18 protein-coding genes are annotated in these 23,156 nt (G+C 64.4%); 4 read left to right on the forward strand and 14 right to left on the reverse strand.

The features are described 5' to 3' along the window. Positions 1-33 precede the first annotated feature (33 nt). The 3 genes from acnA (at position 34) to CXX84_RS08805 (ending at position 5,186) form a co-directional block, all read left to right on the forward strand. Positions 34-2,706: an aconitate hydratase AcnA gene (gene acnA, locus CXX84_RS08795; RefSeq protein ID WP_102976337.1), complete on the forward strand. Its 2,673-nt coding sequence runs from the start codon at positions 34-36 to the stop codon at positions 2,704-2,706. After that, positions 2,703-3,959 (forward strand): NADP-dependent isocitrate dehydrogenase, encoded by a 1,257-nt coding sequence (locus CXX84_RS08800; RefSeq protein WP_102976338.1) that lies wholly within the window; start codon positions 2,703-2,705, stop codon positions 3,957-3,959. The genes acnA and CXX84_RS08800 overlap by 4 nt, the downstream gene beginning before the upstream one ends. Before the next feature lie 102 nt (positions 3,960-4,061). Further along, a complete protein-coding gene (locus tag CXX84_RS08805; protein ID WP_189337545.1) occupies positions 4,062-5,186 on the forward strand; it encodes a zinc-dependent alcohol dehydrogenase in 1,125 nt (374 codons plus the stop codon). Between the two features lie 150 nt (positions 5,187-5,336). On the opposite strand, the gene CXX84_RS08810 is transcribed toward CXX84_RS08805, so the two are convergent. The 13 genes from CXX84_RS08810 to CXX84_RS08870 all read right to left on the reverse strand — a co-directional run bounded on the left by CXX84_RS08810 (position 5,337) and on the right by CXX84_RS08870 (position 20,939). Next, entirely contained in the window at positions 5,337-6,023 is a 687-nt protein-coding gene (locus CXX84_RS08810) for a hypothetical protein (protein WP_146031858.1), read from the reverse strand. 143 nt (positions 6,024-6,166) lie between these two features. Next, complete coding sequence (locus CXX84_RS08815) at positions 6,167-7,723, reverse strand: glycoside hydrolase family 32 protein (RefSeq protein WP_102976340.1); 1,557 nt, start codon at positions 7,721-7,723, stop codon at positions 6,167-6,169. Then, positions 7,720-8,814 carry an ABC transporter ATP-binding protein gene (locus CXX84_RS08820; RefSeq protein ID WP_102976341.1) on the reverse strand — a complete coding sequence of 365 codons (1,095 nt, stop codon included), beginning with the start codon at positions 8,812-8,814 and terminating at the stop codon, positions 7,720-7,722. Before CXX84_RS08820 ends, CXX84_RS08815 begins: the two co-directional genes overlap by 4 nt. Then, positions 8,811-9,773 carry an ABC transporter ATP-binding protein gene (locus CXX84_RS08825; protein ID WP_102976342.1) on the reverse strand — a complete coding sequence of 321 codons (963 nt, stop codon included), beginning with the start codon at positions 9,771-9,773 and terminating at the stop codon, positions 8,811-8,813. Before CXX84_RS08825 ends, CXX84_RS08820 begins: the two co-directional genes overlap by 4 nt. Next, the gene (locus CXX84_RS08830) at positions 9,770-10,708 is read right to left on the reverse strand and encodes an ABC transporter permease (protein ID WP_102976343.1); all 939 of its coding nucleotides are present in this window, start codon (positions 10,706-10,708) and stop codon (positions 9,770-9,772) included. Before CXX84_RS08830 ends, CXX84_RS08825 begins: the two co-directional genes overlap by 4 nt. Before the next feature lie 11 nt (positions 10,709-10,719). After that, the gene (locus CXX84_RS08835; protein WP_102976344.1) at positions 10,720-11,697 is read right to left on the reverse strand and encodes an ABC transporter permease; all 978 of its coding nucleotides are present in this window, start codon (positions 11,695-11,697) and stop codon (positions 10,720-10,722) included. A 105-nt stretch (positions 11,698-11,802) separates the two neighbouring features. Then, the gene (locus CXX84_RS08840) at positions 11,803-13,476 is read right to left on the reverse strand and encodes an ABC transporter substrate-binding protein (RefSeq protein ID WP_102976345.1); all 1,674 of its coding nucleotides are present in this window, start codon (positions 13,474-13,476) and stop codon (positions 11,803-11,805) included. A gap of 78 nt (positions 13,477-13,554) precedes the next feature. Continuing rightward, the gene (locus CXX84_RS08845) at positions 13,555-14,625 is read right to left on the reverse strand and encodes a LacI family DNA-binding transcriptional regulator (protein WP_102976346.1); all 1,071 of its coding nucleotides are present in this window, start codon (positions 14,623-14,625) and stop codon (positions 13,555-13,557) included. Between the two features lie 207 nt (positions 14,626-14,832). Next, a complete protein-coding gene (locus CXX84_RS08850; RefSeq protein ID WP_102976347.1) occupies positions 14,833-16,350 on the reverse strand; it encodes a glycoside hydrolase family 32 protein in 1,518 nt (505 codons plus the stop codon). A 23-nt stretch (positions 16,351-16,373) separates the two neighbouring features. After that, entirely contained in the window at positions 16,374-17,285 is a 912-nt protein-coding gene (locus CXX84_RS08855; RefSeq protein WP_102976348.1) for a carbohydrate ABC transporter permease, read from the reverse strand. An 8-nt stretch (positions 17,286-17,293) separates the two neighbouring features. Next, entirely contained in the window at positions 17,294-18,223 is a 930-nt protein-coding gene (locus CXX84_RS08860; protein ID WP_102976349.1) for a carbohydrate ABC transporter permease, read from the reverse strand. Further along, positions 18,220-19,680 carry an ABC transporter substrate-binding protein gene (locus CXX84_RS08865; protein ID WP_102976350.1) on the reverse strand — a complete coding sequence of 487 codons (1,461 nt, stop codon included), beginning with the start codon at positions 19,678-19,680 and terminating at the stop codon, positions 18,220-18,222. The genes CXX84_RS08860 and CXX84_RS08865 overlap by 4 nt, the downstream gene beginning before the upstream one ends. 236 nt (positions 19,681-19,916) lie before the next feature. Beyond that, the gene (locus CXX84_RS08870) at positions 19,917-20,939 is read right to left on the reverse strand and encodes a LacI family DNA-binding transcriptional regulator (RefSeq protein WP_102976351.1); all 1,023 of its coding nucleotides are present in this window, start codon (positions 20,937-20,939) and stop codon (positions 19,917-19,919) included. 129 nt (positions 20,940-21,068) lie between these two features. On the opposite strand from CXX84_RS08870, the gene CXX84_RS08875 reads away from it, so the two are divergent. Beyond that, a complete protein-coding gene (locus CXX84_RS08875; RefSeq protein WP_102976352.1) occupies positions 21,069-22,301 on the forward strand; it encodes a saccharopine dehydrogenase family protein in 1,233 nt (410 codons plus the stop codon). 27 nt (positions 22,302-22,328) lie between these two features. Here CXX84_RS08875 and CXX84_RS08880 read toward each other — a convergent pair whose 3' ends face one another. Then, complete coding sequence (locus tag CXX84_RS08880) at positions 22,329-23,153, reverse strand: alpha/beta fold hydrolase (protein ID WP_102976353.1); 825 nt, start codon at positions 23,151-23,153, stop codon at positions 22,329-22,331. Between the last annotated feature and the right edge of the window lie 3 nt (positions 23,154-23,156).

Below are 23,156 nucleotides of genomic sequence, written 5' to 3' on the forward strand. Positions count from 1 at the left end.
CATACCGCCAGAATTCGCAGAGAAGGTGTTGCAATGACGCTCCCAACCGAAAGCACCGTCGGTCAGCAGACCATTGCGGTGGGGGAACGCAGGTTCCGCACTGTTGACGTCAGGGCGGCATTGGGCACCGACTTCCACCGCCTGCCGATGGTGCTTCGCCTGCTGGCAGAAAATACCCTGCGGCGGTCTGCGGCGGCCGAGTCGGCGCGGACCATCGGGAACCTCCGCGCGTGGCTCCGGGCCCGGACTTCGGATGAGGAACTGGAGTTCTGGCCGCAGCGGGTACTGATGCATGACACCACCAGCACCCCGGCCCTGGTGGACGTGGCCGCCATGCGGGACACCCTGGCGGAAGCCGGTGTTGACCCGTCCACGCTGAACCCCATGCTGCGGGTGGACGTTTCGATCGACCATTCCCTGGCTGTGGAGGAGTACGGCCGTCCTGACGCAGCCGGCCGCAACCTGGTCCACGAGTACCGGCGGAACCGGGAGCGGTACCGTTTCCTGAAGTGGGCGTCCCAGGCGATGGAGACAGTCCACATCAACCCGCCGGGCACCGGCATCATGCACACCATTAACCTCGAACAGCTGGCAACGGTGGTCACCACCGTTGAAAATAACGACGGCGGCCTGCCGTGGGCAGTGCCGGACATGATGATCGGCACGGACAGCCACACGCCCATGATTAATGGAGTGGGCGTCCTGGGCTGGGGCGTCGGCGGCCTCGAGGCCCAGACGGTGATGTTCGGCATGCCCACCACCCTTCGCATTCCGGACGTCATCGGTGTCAGGTTCACGGGAACCCTCCCTCCCGGCGCGACCGCAACGGACCTGGCCCTGACCGTCACCCAGCGACTGCGTGCCGTAGGCGTATCGGGTGAGTTCGTGGAGTTCTTCGGCCCTGGCGTCGCCAGCCTGACAGTGGGGCAGCGGGCAGTGGTTTCCAACATGGCACCCGAATACGGGGCCACCACAGGCTACTTTCCTATTGACGGGCACGTCCTGGACTATCTGCGTGAAACAGGCCGCAGCGAGTTCCAGCGCACTCTGGTTGAGACCTACGCACGCGCCGGCGGATTCTGGTTCGACCCGGACGCGGAGCCCCACTACACCTCCACCATTACGGTGGACCTCACTGCGATCGAGCTGCGCGCCGCTGGCCCACGCCGGCCGCAGGACCTTCTCGCGCTGTCCCGGATTCCTGTGGTGCTGCAAGCCGAGAACATCAAGGCACACGAACCGGCCGGCCACCTGCCCCCGTTTCCTGTTGCATTGGCCGCCATCACCAGCTGCACCAACACCACTGATCCCAAACTGCTGATCGCTGCAGGCCTGGTTGCCGCGAAGGCTCGGAAGCTGGGGCTGGCCCTCCCGTCATGGGTGAAAACTTCACTCGCCCCCGGGTCGCCAGCGGCCGCGAGCTACCTCAAACGGTCCGGTTTGCTGGAGGACCTCGGGGCTGTCGGCTTCGACATCGTCGGCTTTGGGTGCACCACCTGCATCGGCAATCCCGGCCCTCTTCCCGAACGGATCAAGACCAGCCTCGATGCAGGCACGATCCGTCCGGTGGCCATCCTCTCCGGAAACCGCAACTTCCCGGGCAGGGTCCACCCGGACCTGGACCTCGGGTTCATCATGTCCCCGCCCCTGGTCGTCGCGTACGCCTTGGCCGGCCGGGCGGACATCGACCTTGCGGCCCACGATTTCCGTGCCGGGAACGACCAAGAAGGTGCGCACGTAACTCTCGATGATCTGCTGCCAAGCCAGGAAGAGATCGACGAGGCATGGGAAGCCGGCCAGGACCCGCTGGATTTTGCCAGGGACTTCTCGGTGGCCGTGCGGAATCCGATGTGGTCCCGCCTCGAAGCACCGGACTCGCCCCTGTTTCCCTGGGACTCCGAGTCCACCATTTTGCGCCGCCCTCCTTTTGCCTCTCCGGACCAGGGAACCCAGCTGGGCCACTACATAGCCCACCCCTTGCTGGTCCTCGGCGATGACATCACAACGGACCACATCTCCCCGGCCAGCGCGATCCCGGCAGACAGCCTGGTGGCGGACTTCCTGGTGGAGCGAGGCGAGGACCGGGACGACCTCAACGTCTTTGCCTCGCGGCGCGGCAACTGGGAGGTGATGCTCCGCGGCGGGTTCCACAGCAAAACGCTCAACAACCGCCTCGGCACCGCAATCCCGGGTGGGCTCCCGGTTGCCCACACCGTCCACGGGCCCAGCGGCGATGTCCTGCCACTGCCGGAAGCCGCGGAACGCTACCGCCAGGAAGGGAACTCCACGGTCATCATCGCCGGAGAACGGTTCGGCACCGGCTCCTCCCGCGACTGGGCAGCCAAAGTCCAAAGGCTCCTCGGTGTGCGGGCGGTTGTCGCCGGCAGCTTTGAGCGGATCCACCGTTCCAACCTGATCGGCATGGGTGTACTGCCGCTGATCGCCCCCGAAGATCTCCGCGACAGGCTTCAGGACCTGCAGCCTGGAGACCGGGTCGAGATTGTCGCGCCCGCCCGGGAGCTCGCCCCGCGCACCCGGATCCGCCTCGTCCTGCACCTCGCTGACGGTCGGACCGAGGAGCTCACCGCGCGCGCCGCCGTCGAAACCGAACTCGACGTCGCCCTGCTCCGGGCCGGAGGCGTCATCCCCTCCCTGCTGCGCTCCACCATCGAGGCCACGCACACGAAGGAGACCGCATCAGCATGAACAGGATCAGCGTGAACCAGCCCATTGTCGAACTCGACGGCGACGAAATGGCCCACACCATGTGGACCCTCGTCAGGGACAGGCTCATCACACCCCACGTCGACGTGCCTATCCTGCGCTTCGACCTCTCGTTGCCGAACCGCGAGCGGACCGGCGACAAGGTCACGCTCCAGGCAGCCGAGGCTGTTGCGGAGCACCGGGTGGGCGTCAAATGCTCCACCATCACCCCTGACGCCGCCCGGGCAGCCGAATATGGGCTTTCAAGACTCTGGCCCTCGCCCAACGGCACCCTGCGCAACGTGCTGAACGGGGTCATTTTCCGCGAGCCCGTCATCATCGATTCCGTGCCCCGGCTCGTCCCTGGCTGGACCAAACCGATCGTCATCGCCCGGCACGCCCACGCGGACCAGTACAAGGCAGTGAACTTCGCGGTTCCCGGCGCCGGCCGGCTGACTTTGACGTACACGCCCGACGACGGGTCCCCGGCAACCAGTCACGACGTAACCACCTTCCCGGAGTGCGGGGGAGTGGCCCTGGGCATGTACAACTACACCGACTCCATCCGCGACTTCGCCCGCGCCTGCTTCGCCCGCGGGCTCAAGCTCGGCTATCCGGTGTACTTCTCATCCAAGAACACCGTCCTTAAAGCCTACGACGGGCACTTTAAGGACGTCTTTGACAGCGTTTACGCCGAGGAGTTCCGGTCCCGCTACCAGGCGGCCGGACTCTTCTACGAGCACCGGCTCATTGATGACATGGTGGCCTCCGCCCTCAAATGGGAGGGCGGCTACGTGTGGGCATGCAAGAACTACGACGGCGACGTCCAGTCGGACATCGTTGCCCAGGGCTTCGGTTCCCCCGGACTCATGACCTCCGTCCTCACCACCCCGGACGGGAGCATCCAGCTCACCGAGGCAGCCCATGGGACCATCGCCAGGCACCACCGCCGCAGGGAAGCCGGGGAAATGACTTCCACCAACCCCATTGCCACCATTTTCGCCTGGACCCGGGGGCTCGCCCACCGGGCAGCCCTGGACCGGAACGCCGCGCTGGCCGACTTCACCGTTGAGCTCGAGCGTGCGACGGTCGGGACTGTGGAACAAGGAACAATGACTGCCGATCTGGCTCGCCTGGTGCCAACTGGGGCCAGTACCGTCACGACTGAAGGATTCATCCAGGCAGTCGCAGACCGATTCGCGGCCGCCCCTGCCGGGGGGAAGATGCGCCGTCTCGACGGCCACGGCAGTGAGTAGGCTGATCGAGATCTCATTGGCGGCTCATAAGGAAGCATGAGAACGGCATCAGGCAGCAGCAGCTGCACCCCGTAGTTGGAACTACCCCCGATTGGATCTCCCATGCGCGAACTGAACTTCGTGTCCACCGGAAACCTGCAATGGCACGAGCGCGAAGATCCCGTCCTGCTGGCCGGCGAGGATGCCATCGTTCGTCCCATTGTGGTGAGCCGGTGTGATGGTGACACCCTCCCGCTGCATCACCGCGTGTCGCGCGCCATGGCGGCAGGCCTGAAGGCCGGACTGATCGACCCCGCAGTGGGAAGCATCTGCGGCCGGGTCCCTTTCCAGGGGCCATTCGCCATTGGGCATGAGGCCATCGCCGAGGTTGTGTCCCTCGGAGCGGATGTCACCGGACTGAACGTGGGGGACAAAGTAGTGGTGCCCTGGTCCGTTTCCTGCGGAACCTGCTCTACGTGCCTCCGCGGGCTGACCTCAAAATGCTTGACCACCCGGAACGGCAGAACGCTGGCAGCCTATGGATTTGGCCCGGCGAGCGGTTCCTATGGCGGAATGGTCTCGGACCTGCTGCGCGTCCCGTTTGCCAGCCACATGCTGGTGCCGCTTCCAGCCGGCCTTGATCCCCTGCGGGTCGCATCGGCCAGCGACAATCTGGCCGATGCCTGGCGGACTGTGGTGCCATACCTGCAGCAGCGGCCGGGTGCCACTGTCCTGGTGCTTGGCGGAGGGGCAAAGTCAATCGGGCTCTACGCGGCTGGGCTGGCCGCAGCCCATGGTGCGAGTGCAGTGGACTACCTTGACACCAGCGAGGACCGCCTGGCGAGGGCTGCCAAACTCGGGGCCAACGCCCACCGTCCAGCCCGGAACGGTGCTGTGCCTGACCGCCGGGGGTACGACATTGTGGTGGAGGCAACCAGCAGGACCGCAGGCATCCGCAGGGCCATCCGGGCTACCGCCCCCGGCGGCACCTGCACGGCCGTGGGCTACTACGTGGCCACCAACACCGGAGTTCCGCTCATGCACATGTATGCCAACGACATCACCTTACATCTGGGCGTTTCCCACCCACGGGCAGTCCTTCCCGAACTCCTTGACTGGATCAACACCAACGACTTTCCTGCAGAAGAAGTCACCAGCAGCGTGGTGTCCTTCGATGATGCTCCGCAGGCCTATTCAGAGCGGACCACCAAGCTGGTCCTGCACCGCCCGGCAAGCATCACCGTCTAGAAGTCGTGGGGTCGAAAGGCCCGGTGCTTGGGGAGAAGAGTGCTAGGCATGTTGCTTGTTTGCAGCGCCTTCTGAGACCTCTCCCCACTACTTTTAAAAGCCGACAATGGATATTGCGCCAAACCTAAATTGGTTGATGAAGGAGAGTCTCTAACCGGCGGCGGGTTTGGTCTCGATGTAGTTGATGACCAGGAACTCTCCCGCCGGAACCAGTTCCACGTACCAGCGGGTCGGCTTGTCCAGGTCCTCCCAATTGCCCTGGCCGGCCACTACGGGGCGGTAGATGGCATCGAACTTCAGGAACGTTCCGCTGTCTGTGGCGCTCGAATCGATCTCCTGCAACAGTTCGAACTTCCCCCGCCCGCTTCCCTCCGGCCCGGCAGAGCGGACCGCTGCCAGGTTCTGCTGGTTCATCACTTTTACAGAAGTGAAGTATTGCTGCCAGGCCACGTCGCTGTGCGTGGTGAACAGGGTGGCCGAGTAGGCCTCCGCGTTCCTTGCGGCAAGCCGCTCAACACAGCTCTCAGGGACGGCCGTGCCTGGACTCCAGGCGGCGATCAGCTCGGAACCGGCGTTGAACCAGCCGCTGTAAGAGTTCAGGACACTGCCGATCGTCTCGCGCGGGGTGCCCAGGGGGATCCGGACCGGCGTTAGGTCGTTCTGGCCAACGAAGGGGCACTCCGGCGGAAGCGCTGACACAGGAGTGGCCGGAGCGGTATCCGGCAGAGGCTGCGGCGACGGGAACAGGCTGCAGCCGCTGATGCCGGCCAGCAGCACAAGTGCGGCAGCCGCCGTCGTCATTTTTCTGCCGAGCCCATGCCTGACTGGAACCTTCATTAGTTCTCCCCCAATAACGCCACCCTCATCCGGACGACGCTGACCATCCTACCGGGCGATAGATAAGCGGAGGGCCTATCTCAGACCTCATCCCCGGCCATTTCCAGACTCCGACAACCGTAATTCCGTCAGCCTGCCCGCGTTCAGGGGAAGAGGGTCCGGGTGCCGTCAAAGATGTCCGCCATGGTCCACGCATCGAGGGAGAGCACCTGCGCCGTACCCTCTGCCGCAAGGCTGATACGTTCCCCGCCCAGGGTGGGGTAGACGCGGGCCGTGAGCGGCATTCCGTTGGCAAAAATTTCGACGGCGGACCGGTCCAGGATGACCCGCAGGTGCACCCGTCCTTCGGGCATGGGGACGGGCCCGGACTTGTCTTCTATATCAACGGCTGGATCAAGGCTGCTTCGAGTGCGGTCGAGGCGGAGCGTGCCACTGCCGGTGCCCTCAGCCGCCCTTCGCAGCTCGATGACCGTTTCCTCGGCGGGGCTGCCGGAGGTGCCCCCGCCAAGGGAACCCAGTACACCGAGCCGCAGCACGGCGCCCGGGTCGAGTTGGAGGTCCAGTTCGAGGTCGAGTTGCTTGCCGGACACACCGGTTCCCACGGGTTCCAACAAACCGCCCAACACCAGCCCGGACAAACCGGCGTGCTCACGGCGCAGCTTCTTGATTTCCGGCACGGGTGCGAAGCGGAGGGTCCCGTCCTCCGCCGCCGTGACAATGCGAGGCAGGCTCATCACCCCTGACCAGCCGGCCTCCACCATCGCCGCATCACTTCGGCCTTCCTGCATCCAGCCGAACAGGACACGCCGGCCGGCCTCATCCTGGAACGATTGCGGCGCGTAGAAAAAGCGGCCTCCGTAGTCCAGCCGGTGCAGCGCCGCGGGCTCGAAACTGTCTCCGGCATACCTGCCCGTCCAGTACAGCGGATGGTGGGTGTCGCCGTCGTCCCAGGCGGAGAAGACCAGCACATCCGGTGAGCCGTCGGAAGTCGCAGACCCCAGCGAGCCCCGTCCGGCCCGGAACAGGTCAACGCACTCCCACATGGTCCCCGTCCAGTCAGTGTCGGAGGGGTCACCCTGGGAGGCATCACCGATGAACAGCGGCCCGATGTAGTCCCACGCCCGCAGATCTGCCGACTCGTACAAAAACGCAGTGCCGCCGCGCCCGCGGATGCCCGAACCCACCAGCTGCCGCCACTTCGTACCTTCACGCCAGACGCAGTGGTCGCGGTACGCCGTGATATCCACTCCAGCCGGCGGTGCCGCGATCACCGGATTTCCGGGGTCCTTCGTCCAGGTCAGCAGGTCCGGGGATCCCACGGCGACGCACGGCAACTCCTTGCCCTCGGACCGCCCCGAATACACCAGGGTGGGCGTGCCGCCGTCGTTCACCAGGACCCCCGACCAGCAACCCTCGGCGTCCGGTCCAGCGGACGGTTCCAGGGCAATGGGCTGGTCCGTCCAGGTGACCAGGTCCGTGCTGGTGGCGTGACCCCATTGAATGCGGTGATGGAACGCGCCCTCCGGGTTGTACTGGTAGAAGAGGTGGTACGTGCCGTTCCATTGGCTGACGCCGTTGGGATCGTTGAGCCAACCGGCCGGGGAGACGAAATGGAAGCGTGGCCGGAGGGGATCGGCTTCGGCCCGGGCAACCAACTCGTCCTGCGGGACGGTTGCGAGCGGGTGGGTCAGTTCAGTCATGCGGAGGCCTTTTCTTGAGCGTTCGACGCCGGGCGGTTGGGTTGGGTTGGTTCGCCCGCCAGGGCATGACCGGAGGCGCCGGCCCACGGCCGGTAAAGGTGGCAGCGCACCCAGTGCCGGTTTCCGGGGTCTCCAACCTGGTGGCGCACGGGTTCTTCGACTGAACAGGCCTGGTCCGGGTCGCCGTCGAACGCGCACGTGGCCGAAGCCATGACCGCCTGCCGCAGTTCGGCCCGGCGGACGGGATCGTACGAGCCTGCGCGTGCCGGGTCCGGGACGGCCGACACCAGGAGTTGCGTGTAGGGGTGCGCGGGGTTTGCCAGGAGATCCAGGGACTCGCCTTCCTCAACGAGTTCACCGGCGAACATGACTGCCGTCCGGTCCGCCAAATAGCGGGCGGACGCGAGGTCGTGGGTGATGTAGAGCATGGAGATCCCCTGCTCGTCGCGGAGCTTGCGCATCAGGTTCAGCACGCCGATCCGGACGGAAACATCCAGCATGGAGGTGGGCTCGTCGGCCAGGATGACCTGTGGTTCAACGGCGAGGGCCCGGGCAATGGCAACGCGCTGGCGCTGCCCGCCGGAGAGCTCGTGCGGATACGAGTTCAGCATGTCGGCCTGCAGGCCAACAGTGGTCACGAGTTCTTCGAGCCGCCGCCGCGTCTCCTCCCCGGAACCGCCGCCCTTGCCGTGGATCGCCAGCGAACGCCGCAGGAAGTGCTCGATCCTGTGCGCCGGGTTCAGTGAACCGAAGGGGTCCTGGAAGACCATCTGCAGCTGGGACCGGAACGTCCGCGATGCCTGGAACCGGTCGCGTTTGAGGATGTCGACGCCGTCAATCAGGATTGCGCCGGAGCTCGGCTTCTCGAGCCGGGCAACGCAGCGGGCCAGGGTGCTCTTGCCGGAACCGGACTCGCCCACGAGCGCCAAGATTTCGCCGCGCCCGATGCTCAGATCCACGCCGTGCAGGGCGCGCACCGACCCGCGGGAGAACAGCCCTCCGATGGGGAACGACTTGCCGAGTCCACGGATTTCAAGGGCAGGCGTGCTGGTGGTGGACGCAGCCACCGGGGAAGTTAAGGAGTGGCTCATCGTGCGGCTCCTGCCAGGTTCGCGGACTCGATCACTGAAGCATCGGCACCCACCGGAGCCACGAAATGCCCGGGTGCTGCCTCGGTAAGGTCCGGGATGTTCCGGAACTTCACGCCGTCGGGCAGCCCCGTCAGCGGAATCCGCGGGCCGGTGAGTGGCGGGAACGCGCCCATCAGCGCCTGGGTGTAGGGGTGGCGTGGGTTGGCGTAGACGTCCTGGGCCTTCGCGGTCTCCACAATCCGGCCGCCGTACATCACGGCCATACGGTGGGAAAGTTCCACCATGAGTGACATATCGTGCGTAATGAACAGGACGGAGAATCCGAGCTCGCGCTGGAGATCCTTGATCTGCGCCATGATCTCCTGCTGCACCACCACATCCAGCGCCGTGGTGGGTTCGTCGAGGATCAACAGCGACGGCTTCAGCGCCACCGCCATCGCTATCACCGCCCGTTGACGCATGCCGCCCGAGAGCTGATGCGGGTAGGACTTGAGGCGCGCGGGGTCAATCCGCACGAGTTCCAGCAGCTCAGCAGCGCGGCGCAGCGATTCCTTGCGGGAGTAGCCGGCGTGGGTGGTGTAGATGTCCACGATCTGCTCACCGATGGTCAGCACCGGATTGAGCGAGTTCATGGCTGACTGGAAAACCATGGCCACGTCCTGCCAGCGGAAGCGCCGCAGTTCCTCCGGGCTCATGGCCAACACGTCCTTGCCGCCAAAGGAGATGCTGCCGCCTGCGATCTTCGCGGGGTCCTTCAGGAGCCGCATGATCGAGTTGGCGATGGTTGACTTTCCGCAGCCCGATTCCCCTGCGAGACCGAACACCTCGCCGGTGCCGATGCTGAAGGAAACGCGGTCGACGGCGGTGGTGGAGCGGGTGTCGCCGATGTACTTGACGGTGAGGTCCTTGACGTCCAGGACGGGTTCGTGGGAGCCGAAGGACACTTGGGAGATGGTCATTTGGAGGTGCTCCTTTCGGTATCTTTCGGGGTTTTGATCTTCCGCAGCCGCGGGTTGGTGACCTCGTCCACGGCATAGTTGATGAGGGCAAGGGCGAAGGCGACCAATGCGATGCAGACACCCGAGGGCACGAACACCCACCAGCTGCCGGTCAGCAGGGCGCCTTCGTTGCCTGCCCAGAAGAGGTTGTTGCCCCACGAGACCGTGCTGGCATCGCCCAGGCCGAGGAACTCCAGGCCCGCCTGGGCGCCGATGCCGTAGATCACGCAGGCCAGCAGGGTGCCCATGACGATCGAGGCCATGTTGGGCAGGATTTCGCGGAACATGATCCGGCCGGCCCGTTCCCCGGACACCACGGCCGCGGCCACAAAGTCCTTGGAGCGGATGGAGAGGGCCTGTGAGCGCAGGACCCGTGCCGAGCCTGCCCAGCCGGTGACCACGAGGACAAGAATCACAGTGCCCAGCCCCGGAGGCAGGAACGCGGCCAGGATGACCAGCAGCGGCAGGCCCGGAAGGAGCAGGAAGACGTTGGTTACCAGGGACAGCGCTTCATCGATGAACTTGCCGAAGTACGCCGAGGCAAGTCCCACCAGGATGCCGATGAACGTGGACGCGAAGCCCACGGTGAGCCCCACGAACAGGGAACTCCGGGAACCGTGCACCGTCAGCGCGAGCACGTCCTGTCCCTTGGCTGTCGTTCCCAGCCAGTGCTCGGCTGAGGGTTCCATTGAAGCCATGGCCGTGATCCGCGACGGATCGCCGGGGAAGAGTACCGGTGCCAGCAGGGCCAGTGCGATGAAGACGAACATCACGGCCATGCCTGTCAAAGCTTTTTTGTTGGTGAGGATGCCGTGGACGAAGCTGCGGTTAGGCTTGCGGGCAGCCGGGGTTTTGGCGGCCGTTGTGCCGGGTTGCTTCAGGATTGCGGTTGTCATGATCGTTTCCCCTAGTTGCTGCGCACGCGCGGGTCGAGGCGGACGTAGAGGATGTCCACCAGGAAGTTGGCCAGCAGCACGGCGGCGGTGATGGTCAGGAACAGGCCCTGCATGAGCGGGTAGTCGAGGCCCTGGACGGCGTTGAGGAGCTGGTAGCCGACGCCGGGGTAGGCGAACACCACCTCGGTGAGCAGCGCACCGCCCACCACGAATCCCAGTCCCATGCCGAAGCTTGTGACCGACGGGAGCATGGCGTTGCGTGCTGCGTAGCGGAGCATGATCCGGCCCGGGCGGAGCCCCTTGGCCTCGGCCATGGTGATGTAGTCCTCGGAGTTGGTGGCGATCATGGTGTTCCGCATGCCCAGCATCCAGCCGCCGATGGAGACCAGCACGATGGTCAGTGCCGGAAGCACCAGGTGGGCGCCGACGTCGCCGATGAACTCCCACGTAAACCCGGGCTGCAAACCGGCGGTGAAGGCGTGGCGGATGGGGAACCAGTTCAGCACTACGCCGAACAGGTACAGGGCACCCATCGCGAGCCAGAAGTAGGGGAACGAGCCAATGAATACGAGCAGCGGCGGAAGCGCGGAGTCCACCGCGCCGCCGCGGCGCCAGGCTGCCAGGACACCCAGCAGGTTACCGACGACGGCGGCAATCACCAGGGCGGTTCCGCCGAGCAGGAGGGTCCAGCCGATCTGGGACGAGATGACCTCGGTGACCGGGGTGGGAAACCGTGAGATGGAAACGCCCATTTGACCGGTGAAGATGTTGGTCATGTAGCCGATGTACTGCTCCCAGAGGGGCCGGTCATCGACACCCAGCAGCTTGCGCAGGGCCTCGATCTGTTCGGGCTGCATTCTGTCCTGGGAGCGGGCGAACATGCGGGAAACGGGGTCCCCTGGCATGAAGCGCGGGAGCAGGAAATTCAGGGTGATGGATGCCCAGAAGGCGATCAGGTAGAAACCCAGGCGGCGAAGGATGAAGCGCACGGTTTCCCTCCATTCGGGAATTGCGGAGTGTTGGGGCACGCCCGGCGGGGTTGATCGTCCGCCGGGCGTGCAGTGTGGGGTGCCCAGCAGGGGCGGCCCGCTTTGCTACTTGCGCGGTTCCAGCGTGGTCAGCACAAGCACCGTGGTGGGCGACTTCACCGAGAGCGTGGCGTAAGGGTTGTCCTGGGTCGGCCAGCCGGTGAAGCGGATGTCGTTGAAGGCGCCCCATTCCGGGCCGGAGAACAGCGGCACCAGCGGTGCTGCGTCGTCGTATTCTTCCTGCAGCTTGTTGGCGATGTCCTTCTGCTTGGACTCGTCGGCCTCTGCAGCGAACTCTGCCAGCAGGGCATCGGCGGTGGTGTCACCGAAGCGGTGGTAGTTGTCGAACGTCTTGGTGCCCACGGGCTTGACGGTCGCCGTGCCCATGGAGGAGTTGAAGTACTTGTACGGGCTGGGGTCGTTGGCGCTCCAGACGATGCCGGAATCGAAGTCGCCCGTCTCGTAGCCGGCGACCACGGCTGCCCAGTCCGGGGATTCCACCTTGGCCGTAACGCCCACCTCTGCCAGGTTCTGGGAGATCACGTTGGCCACGGACAGCCAATCGGACGAGGTTGCACCCACGGAGATCTTGAACTCGAACGGCTTGCCGTCCTTGAGCGTACGCTTGCCGTCCGCACCCTTCGGGTAGCCCGCCTTGTCCAGCAGTTCGTTGGCCTTTTGGGCATCCAGCTTGGTCCAGGTGCAGTTCTCCTGGACCTCTTTGTTCTTCCAGGTCTCGTAGTTGCCGGAGAGCCCGGTGCAGTCTGCAGGCTTGGCGTAGCCGCTCATGCCGATCGTGGTCACCTGCTCCCGGTCCACGGCCATGCTCAGCGCCTTGCGGACATCAACATCGTTGAACGGGGCCTTGGTGGTGTTGAGCTGCCAGTTGATCATGGCACCTGTGGCCGGGAACCAGTACTGCCGGTGTTCCTTGTCCTTGGAAACGAACGTCTTTTCGATGTTCGGGATGTACTGCGGAGCCCAGTCCACGTCGCCGTTCGCGGCGGCGAGGTTGGCGCCGTCGTTTCCTGCAAAAGCGAGCATCTTGATACCGGCGATCTTCTGCTTGTCCGGCTGCCAGTAGTTGGGGTTCTTCTTCAGTACAAACGACTGGGCCTGGAAACTGTCAACCTCGGTGTAAGGGCCTGTGCCGACGGGCTTGGCATTGGCGTCCTTCTCCGGATCGGCAAGGGCGGACCATACGTGCTTGGGCAGGATGGTGAGCTGTCCGAGGTCGTAGAGGGCCGGCGACCACGGCTTGTTGAAGCTGAAGGTCACCTTATTGCCCTCGGCGCTTACGGTGTCCAGGTACTCGAAGCCGCCCTTGATCTTCTTCTGGAGCTCGAAGGTGTAGGCGACGTCCTCGGCCACGAAGGGCTGGCCGTCGGACCACTTAACACCGTCGCGCAGGGTGAAGGTGATGGACTTGCCGTCGTCGGCCGCCACCCATTCAGTGGCCAGCCACGGCACTGTGTCACCCTTGGCCGGGTTGAAGATCAGCAGCGACTCGTAGATGGACTGCTGGACCATCGGGCTGACGGTGGGGGCGAACGGGTTGAAGTTCTGCACGAACGTGCCCATGTCCTCACGCGGAATGGTGAGGAAGGCGCTGGCGTTCGCGGCGGCGTCGGTGCCGGCAGCCTTGTTGCCGTTGGCTGCGCAGCCGGTCAGAAGCAGTGCGCCTGCCGCCAGCCCGGCCGCCGTGATCCGGGCAGCCCTCAGGAATCGGGGTTGTGTCATGATGGTTGTCTCTTTCCTATCTTCATCAGCAAGGTGAAGTGGTGGGGGAGGGGTTGCTCTTCGAAAGTGATTTCGCGGTCAGACCGAAGAGCGTTCTAGCAGCGGACAGCCGACCAATTGCTGGTCGGCGATGATCGGCTGTCCTGCTGTCAGAGCTGCGAGCGTCTGGACTCCCAGGGCGCCCATTTTTTCAAACGGCAGCGCAACCGTGGTCAGCTTGGGCCTGAGGTAGGCCGCAATCAGTTCCTGGTTGTCGAAGCCGATCACGGCGATGTCTCCGGGGATGGTCAGGCCCCGTTCCTTGATGGCGTCGTAAGCGCCCATCGCCATGCGGTCGTTGAGGCAGAACAGCGCGGTTGGCCTGTCCTCCTGCGGGTAGCGGTCCAGGATGCGGCACGCGGCGTCATACCCGCCGTCCGCCGTTGCGTATCCGGGCACCACGAGCTCGGGGTCCAGCTCGAGTCCGGCTTCGGCGAGTGCTTCGCGTGCACCCTCCAAACGCCCGATTGCTGCGGGAATGTCCGGGTCCAGGTTGATGACTCCGATCCTGCGGTGGCCGGCCTGAAGCAGACGTTCGACGGCGACTCGGCCGCCGGCGCGTTCGTCCGGGACGATCGAGGGCAGCTTCCCGTCGGCGTCGAAGCAGTTGATCAGGACGGTGGGTACTTCCTTGGTGCTTTCCGGCACGTGCACGCCGCGGTGGAACGTGGCCGCGTACAGAAGCCCTTCCACGCGCTGCTCCAGCAGCTTCTCGGTTGCGGCGTCTTCCATGCCCTGGTTGGGTCCTACGGCATCGGCCTGGTCGGAGGGTGCGATGAGCAGGAACTTGCGGTCGAGCCAGGCCTGGTCTTGAGCGCCCTTGATGATGTCGACGGCGAACGGTGCCGTCACGATCTCGGTGACAATCCCGTACCAGTCGCTGCGCTGGGATGCCAGTGCACGTGCTCCGGCGTTCGGGCGGTAGCCCAGGGCCTGGACAGCTTCATTGATCCGAATGCGGGTTTCCTCGGAGATACTGGCGTTTTCGCGGTTGCTCAGCACGAACGAGACCGCGGTCCGGGAAACACCGGCGTGCTTGGCAACGTCATTCATGGTGACGCCCCGCTGCCGTGCAGCCCCGGAATGGTTCGGGGTGGTGGTCTTCGCCATTGAATGCTCCGGAGGTGGTGGATGGTACTGCCGTGGGTAACGCGCGTTACTTGCGTTATGTGATAGAGGTTACGCGCGTTACTAGATCGCTGTCAAGGGTTACTTGTCCGGCCCTAGTCACCGCCTCGCAGGCGTCCAGCACCAGCCCGGGAGGGCCCGGATTTGCTGGTGCTGTGCATGTTTTGTTGTTCTTTGCTTGGTGCCGCCCTACGAGAGCTGCGTGACCTGGAGGCTGGTGATGGTTGCCGCCCCGCCGGTGGCGTAGACGGAGAGGCTGGTGCTGGTTTCGGCCGGGAAGATCAGTTCGGTCATGGTGACGCGGCCGTACTGGGCGAACACTTCAACGGAGCAGCGGTCCACAAAGATGGTGAGGTCGTAGGATCCCGATGCTGCCTGGAGAGGGGCAGTATCGATGGAGGGGAAGGAATCGTGGAAGTCGGTCTGCCCGGATTTCCGCCGGTCAACGAACAATGTGCCTTCGCTGGAGCGGATGCCCACGCGGGTTCCCGTCACACCGTCTCCGCGCAGGATGAGGCCGAATTCCTCCGCGCTTCCGGGGGTGAAGCTCACGTCGATGCGCTGGACCGTGCCTTCCGCACTCTTCAGCACCTGCACGCCGTCATTGATGGTGGTCTCAGCGAGGCGGTACGTGTCCCGGTCGGCCAGGGCTGTCCAGTCACCCGCGGGCTGCTGGACCAGGCACACGTTTCCGTCCCGTGTCTGGAGGGAAATTTCGCGGGCGAGGCTCATGGGGCTGCGCCAGGGGGTGGTGGGGATGTGGTTGGCGTATTCCCAGTTGTTCATCCAGGCGATCATGAGACGGCGGTTGTCCGGGGCGTCGCTGAAGGAGACAGCGGCGTAGTAATCCCGGCCCCAGTCCAGCCACTGGTACTCGCCCAGCCGGTCCGGGTCCTGGAATCCTTCGGTCACGGTGCTGTCAGGGATGAACGTGGTCCCGTCGAAGTCGCCGATGAAGTACTGGCCGGCTGACCCCCTGTTGGGCCCGCCGGGGTTGAGGTTGACCGTGAGGACCCACTTAAGGTTTTCAGGGTCGCCGTCCACCGGCAGGGGAAACAGGTCAGGGCATTCCCAGACGCCGCCTGTTGCGTTTGCGGGGCCGAAGGTGCTCAGCAGCTCCCAGTTCTTCAGATCGTCGGACTTATAGAGCACCACCTGGAAGTCTGTGGCTTCGACGGCGACCATCACCCAGTAGCTGCCAGCGCCGCCGTCGTACCTTAAAACCTTGGGGTCGCGGAACTCGGCGGACCCGCGGTTGAGCACGGGGTTGCCTCCGTGTTTAGTCCAGGTATAGCCCCCGTCCAGGCTGTAGGCCAGGGACTGGGCCTGGACGCCCTCATGCAATGAGCCCGGTTTGAAAGCGCTGGTGTAAACCGCCACCAGGGGCCCGTCGGATCCGGCGCTGAAGCCGCTGGTGTTGTGACGGTCATGGACGATGCTGCCGGAGAAAATGTCCTCGTTCTCATCGCAGGCGATGGCAACGGCGTGTTCGGTCCAGGTCAGCAAATCGGTGGAGGTGGCATGGCCCCAGGACATGTTTCCCCACACGTTTCCCAGCGGATTGTTCTGGTAGTAGAGGTGATAGAGGCCGTTATGGAAAATCAGCCCGTTGGGGTCATTGAGCCAGGTGTTCCGGGCGGCATAGTGCAGGGCCGGCCGGTAGATGTCGGCGGTGGCTGCTGTGTTGCTGGTGGTGAGTGTATCCATGGGGTTCCTTTTGGAAGTCTGTGTTATTTGCTGGCGCCGGCCGTAAGGCCTTCCCGCAGGGTGCGCTGGCCGAAGATGAAGACGACCAGTGCCGGCAGCATGGACAGGATCACGCCGGCGAGGACCACGGATATGCTGCCGGTGCCGAGGTTGCCTTGGAGCGTGACCAGGCCGAGGGGGAGCGTGAAGTTCTGTTCGCTGATGGTGAGGATCAGTGGCCGGAAGAACTCGTTCCAGTGGAAGTTGAAGGCAAGGATTCCGACAATTGCCATGCCGGGGACCGCCAGGGGGACATAGACGGACCGGAAGATCCGCCACGGTCCGGCACCGTCCAGGGCGGCTGCTTCTGCGAAGTCGTTTGGCAGGCCCAGGAAGTATTGGCGCATGAGGAAGGTTCCGAACGCTGTGGGAATGGCCGGCAGGATCAGGGCCAGCAGTGTGTCGGAGAGGCCCATTCCGCGGATCAGCATGAACACCGGGACGATGGTGACCTGCACCGGGACCATCATGGTGGCCAGCACCAGCGAGAAGATGGCTTTCTTGCCGCGGAAGTCGAGCCGGGCGAAGGCGTAGCCGGCCAAGGTGGCGGAAGCCATCTGGCCGAGCGCGATCAGCCCTGTCACCAGGGCGCTGTTCAGGACCAGGAGGCTGACGTTGATCTGCTTAAACACCTCTTGGTAAGCGGTGAAGTCAGGGTTGATGGGCAGGAAGGACGGTGGCAGGTTGAAGGATTCCGACGGCGTTCGCAGTGAGGTGGACAAGGTCCACATGACCGGGCCGAGGGTCAGCGCCGCGGCGACGGCCAGCGCGGCGTACCTGCCCACGGTTCCTGCAGCGGGCAGGCGGCGGTTGCGGTAGGGCTTTCGGGTGGCTGGCGTGCCGGTGGTGGGACCGGAATGCTTGCCGGTCCCGGTCTGCAGGGTCTGGCTGGACATGAGGGACCTCACTGGTAGAAGACGAAGCGGCGGCTAAGGCGGAATTGCAGGGCGGTGACGGCAAGGATCAGCACGGTGAGTACCAGGCCTATGGCCGAGGCTTCGCCGAACTCCAGTTGCTGGAAGGCGGATTCAAAGATCACCATGACGGCCGTGCGGGTGGAATCCCCGGGACCGCCGTTGGTCAGGACGTAGGGCTGGTCGAAGACCTGCAGGGCACTGATGATGGCCATGACAGAGGCGACGAGCACTGTGGGGCTGATCAGCGGCAGAGTGACGTTGCTGAACTGTTTCCACCCCGTGGCCCCGTCCAGGTTCGCGGCCTCGTGCAGTTCCTTCGGGATGTTGGTCAGCGCACCGAGGAAGAGCAGGAAGGAGAATCCGAAATTTTGCCAGACGTAGACCAGGACAACGACGGCGGCGGACGCTGCGGGACTGGTCAGCCAAGGCACAGCAGGAATGCCGACCAGGGACAGGAGCCAGTTCACGACGCCGAACTGTTCGTTGAACATGTACCGCATGAAGATGGACACTGACGCGGCGGACAGGACCAGGGGGAAGAAGAAGGTGGAACGCAGGAATACCCTGAGCCAGGACGGCATCCTGGCCTGGAGCATGGACGCCAGGCTGAGGGCGATGCCGAGTTGAAGGACGACGGCGACGATGACGAACACAATGGTGTTCAGGAAGGACACGCGGACGGTGGGGTCCTGTGCCAGTGAGGCGAAGTTGGCGAAGCCGACGAACTGCGGTGCTGAAATGATGTCCCAGCGGAAGAAGGCCAGGACCAGCGAGCCGATGATCGGCAGGAAAGTGAACAGGGCCATCCCCAGCAGTGTGGGGGCAAGGAAGAACATCGCCAGCCACCGCTCGACGAACGATCTCCGCGCGGCCGGTGGCTTGACGCTTTGGCGTGGGACGGTTGAAGTAGTGGTCATGGGTTCCTCCTCAGGGCCAGTTCGAGATCGCGCTGCAGGGTGCCCATCGCGGCCCGCACGTCAGCGGAGCTGCCGCTGACAGCGGTGGAAACGTTCTTCATCAGGGCAGTTTCGACGGCGGCCTGCTGTGGCGGCGCGGGGATCGGGCCGGAGGTGGGGAACCTGTCGAGGGTGTCGTAGAAGACTTTCCAATGCCTGGGCCCGGTGGCCGCGTAAAAGGACTCGTTGACCATGGAACGGCGGGTGGGTGTGGTGTTGGGCTTGGGCATGGCCAACTGCATCGCTTCGCGGCTGGAGCAGAACTTAACCCATTCCCAGGCTGCGTCCTTGTCTTTCGCCGTGCGCATGATCGCGTAGCCGGCAGCACCGAACTGATGGCGTTGCGTCCGCCAGCGGGGGAAGAACTGCACATCAAATTGATCAGCGGTCATTCCGGCATCGTGCAGGCCCTGCGCCCAGTAACCGCCTGCCGGCGTAGTGCCGATGCGGTTGTTGCCGAACAGGCCAACCAGGGCGTTGCCGCCGCCGGATTCGGGCCGCACGCCCAGTCCTTCGGCAACGAGTTCGCGCAGGTAATCGAAGGTCTCGATAACGCGCCCGTCTTCGGCGTTGGGAGCCAGCCACTGATAGCCGCCTCCGCGGGTCGCCCGCGCAGGATCGTTCGGGTAAAAACGGTCCCAGAGCCAGTCCCCGCCGGCTGCCTTGCTCTCAGTCAGGAAGCTGGTGTCGTTGGCATACAGCCACGGCACTACTCCGCCGAAAAGCCGGTTGGTCCAGTAGTACGGGGTGAAATCGGTCGGGCGGGCTTTGCGCAGGGCGCGGAGGGTGGCGCTGAAGTCGTCCTGCGTCCAATCGTCCTTGGGGCGGTCAAGGCCGGCTTGGGCGAAGGTGGTGGTATTCAAGTACATGTTCGCCGCGTTCCAGTCCAACGGAAGCTGGTAAAGGCTTCCCTGGTACATGAAGGCTTCCAGCAGGCTTGGATGAACGTCATCAAAGTAGTCGCTCATGTCGGCGGCGTCCCGGCGGACGAAATCATCCAGGGGCTCGGCGAGCTTGTCGGCGAACAGTTGGGCGCCCTCGGTGGCGACATAGACGACGTCAGGGGGCGTTCCCGCGGCCACCATGGTGAGAATTTTGGAAAAGAAATCCTTCCAGTCCGCGCCCTGAATAGCCTGGACCTGCACGGGGATGTCAGGGTGCGCGGCAGTAAAGGCCTGAATCAGGCCCTGGCGGGCTGCGGCATCCGCTGCCGTGCCCAGGATTGCGATGTTCAAGGCCTTGCTGCCCCGGCCCGGGATGTCAGTCCCTGTCAGTCTTGGCCAGGCTCCCACGGTAGCTCCCGCCACAGCGAGTCCCGTAAGTCCCAGCATGGAGCGGCGGGTGAGTTGTGACAGTCCGCTGCTGGACCGCAGCGAATGCGAAGGGGCTTGTTGCCCTGGTGTCTTATCAGACGTCATTGTCGGCTCCTTCTGGCACGTGTTACGTGTTGACCTGGCTGGCGCTGTATGAGGAGGCTCTGCCCTTGCCCCAGGCGGTGAGGGCGGGGGCGGTTATGCTGGTCGCCGGGACCTTGGTGAGCTTCTGGTTCATGAGTCAGTCTTTCTGCTTTACACAGGGTGGAGGGATTGGTTGGTCCTGCAGGGAACGCGGCCGCTGCAACGGCTGCGTTCCCGTTTTTCGAAAACAGGAGTTGTTAGCCCTTGGGTGGAGCGACAGAACTGCGCTCCACGAGGGGGCATGCGATTTTTTCCTGCACGCGCTGCGCACCGGGGTTGTCGAGCTCATCGAGGAGTTTCAGGACAGCCCAGCGGCCCATCTCATAGTGTGGAAGCGCCATCGTGGACAGGCCCGGCCACAGGCCGTCCGCTATGAGCTCGAGGTTGTCGACGCCGACGATCGAAACGTCCGCCGGAACCGTGAGGCGAAGGTGGCCGGCTGCCTGGTAGGCTCCCATGGCCATCTGGTCGTTGAAGCAGAACAGCGCGGTGGGACGGGAGTCCCCGGCCAGCAGGTGCAGTGCGGCTTCCCGGCCGCCCGCGGTGCTTGGATGTCCGGCAACCAGGCGGTCTGCGGCCAGGGTGATGCCCTGCCGGTCCAGGCCTGCGCGGAACCCGGCCAGCCGCCCGTGGGCGGCGGGAATATCATCCTCGTTGTTGATCATGGCGATTGTGCGGTGGCCTGCGGCGACCAGTAGATCGGCGGCGGACTCTCCTGCGGCGAACTCGTCCGGTACCACTGACGACAGTGCGGGATCCTCCGAGGTCGCATCCAGCAGGATGGTGGGCCGGCCCGAAAGTTCCCCGGGGACGGATACCTGCTGGTTGAACATACGGGCGTAAATGATGCCGTCCACCTGGTGCTGTTGCAGTGCGCGGATTTCCTGCCGTTCAAGTTCGTTGTCGAGGCCGGAGTTGACCACCATCAGCAGGTGCCCGTGCTCAGAGGCTGCGTCCTGCGCACCCTGGATCATTGCCCCGGCAAACGGGGTTGTGGTGATTTCGTCGCTGACCAGGCCGAGGATCTGCGAACGTTGGTTACGCAGTCCGCTTGCCATGCGGTTGGGAGCGTAGCCGAGGTCTCCGGCCACCGCTTTGATGTGCTCGACCGTCCGGGCATTGACGCGCGAGCTGTGCGCTTCGCTGAGGGCATGGGACACGGTTGTCACTGAGACGCCAGCGGCTTTTGCCACGTCGCGGATGTTGACCTTGGTCGCCATTGACTTTCCTTTGCAAAACGTTTTGTATGTTGCTTGCATCACTATATGCAAAACGTTTTGCACCCGTCAAGAGGTTGAACGGGAGATAGGTTCTGTCCCTTGGAGTTGCCGCTGTGAAAGGCTGCAGTTATGGACACTTCATCTCGGGAACATGACATCGTTCTCTATGGAGCGACGGGTTTCGTTGGCAGACTGATCGCCGGCTACCTCGCGGAACATGCACCGGTCGGTTTGCGGGTTGGACTCGCGGGCCGGTCGAGGTCCAGGCTCGAGGCGGTTAGGTCGCAGTTGCCGGCCACGGCGCACGGATGGGCCCTCATCGAAGCCGGCTCGGAGGACGCGGACTCAATCGCCGCCCTGGCCGCGGGCACCCGCGTGCTCTTCACAACCGTCGGTCCCTACGCGAAACACGGACTACCTGTCGTCGGCGCCTGCGCACGGGCCGGTACCCACTACGCCGACCTCGCCGGTGAGGTGTCCTTCGTCCGGGAGGCGATTGATCGCTTCGACGCTCTGGCCAGGGCGAATGGGGCCCGGGTGGTGCACTCCTGCGGCTACGACTCCGTGCCGTCCGACCTCGCCGTACTGCTGCTTCATCAGGCGGCAGAAGCCGATGATGCTGGCGGTTTGGTCGAGGTCCAACTCGTTGCTACGGCCAAGGCCGGCATCAGCGGAGGCACGCTCGAATCGATGCGCGGGCAGCTCGACGCGATGCGATCAAGCACCGCCCTGAGGTCATTGGCCGCGGACCCCTACGCGCTGAGCCCCGACCGCACAAAGGAGCCGACGATACAACAGCCTCCTGACGCCGGTCCTGTGCGCCATTCCGATGACGGCACCTGGACCGTGCCTTTCATCATGGCCCCGTTCAACACCCGGATAGTGCGCCGCAGCAACGCATTGCAGGGCTGGGCCTACGGCCGCTCCCTTCAGTACGGCGAGGTGATGGGGGTGGCCCGCGGACCGGCAGGAGCCGTCATCGCCAGGGCTGTGGCACTCGGGCTCAGGGCATTCACGGCCGCGATAACGTTCGCGCCCACCCGGCGGGTGTTCGACCGCTGTCTTCCGCCACCGGGTACGGGCCCGAGCACCAAAACCCAGCGCGCGGGCTGGTTCCACTCCCAGGTAACCGCCTGTACCGAGGACGGGCACCGTTACCAGGCAATTGCTGCCGGCCCCGGTGATCCCGGCTATGCCGCCACCGCCGTGATGGCAGGCGAGACCGCACTAGCTCTCGCCCTCGACGGTGACCGGCTGCCGGCCGCGCAAGGGTCGCTGACACCGGCCACTGCACTCGGAAACGTGCTCGTGCAGCGACTCCGCGCGGCCGGCCACACTTACGAGGTAACCAAGCTCGGCTGAACCGCAGTCCTGTAAGTCAGTCGCCTGTCACGAGCGAGTGTCGAGGTAGTGCAGGACCGCCCGGGCCGTTTCTTCCGGAGCGCTGAGGTGGGGACAGTGCCCGGTGGCCTGAAGCTGCACCAGGGTGCTGTGCTGCAGATTCTCGTGTAGGTAGGCGCCCACTTCCGGCGGGGCAAGCCGATCGTTGGAGCACTGCAGAATTAGGCAACTGGTGCGCAACTTTTTCAGTTCCGGGCGGGTGTCGGAGAAGAAAGTTACCTCGGCGAAGTGCCGTGCGATGGACGGATCTGTCCGGCAGAAGCTCACCCGCAGGTCCTCCGCCAATTCCGGCTCCTGCGGGTTGCCCATAACCACGGGCGCCAAGGCCGCGGCCCAGGCGAAATAGTTGCTGTCCAGAGATGCCAGCATGCCCTCGATGTCTTCCCGCGAAAACCCGCCCACGTAGCCGTCGTACGGGTCATCAGTATGACGGGGCGAAGGAGCAAGCAGGACAAGCTGGGAGAAACGGCTGGGATCCTGCACCGCGGCAATCACGGCGATCATCGTGCTGACACTGTGGCCCACCAGTATGACGTCCTCAAGTTCAAGGGCGGCACAAATCTCCAGCAGGTCCGACGCGTACCCGTTCAGGGACCCGTATTTCTCCCAGTCATAGGCGCTTATGTCGGAGTGTCCTGCACCAACATGATCAAAAAGGACCAGCCGGTAATCATCAACGAAATAGGGCAGCATCTTCCGCCACATAGCCTGATCGCAGCCAAAACCGTGGGCAAACACCATCACGGGCCCATCATCCCGGCCGGAAAGGGTGACATTGTTCCGGTCGATTACCGCAGCAGCTGCTTCGATCACATT

It is taken from the genome of Arthrobacter sp. AFG7.2 (assembly GCF_002892835.1).
Lineage (GTDB): Bacteria > Actinomycetota > Actinomycetes > Actinomycetales > Micrococcaceae > Arthrobacter.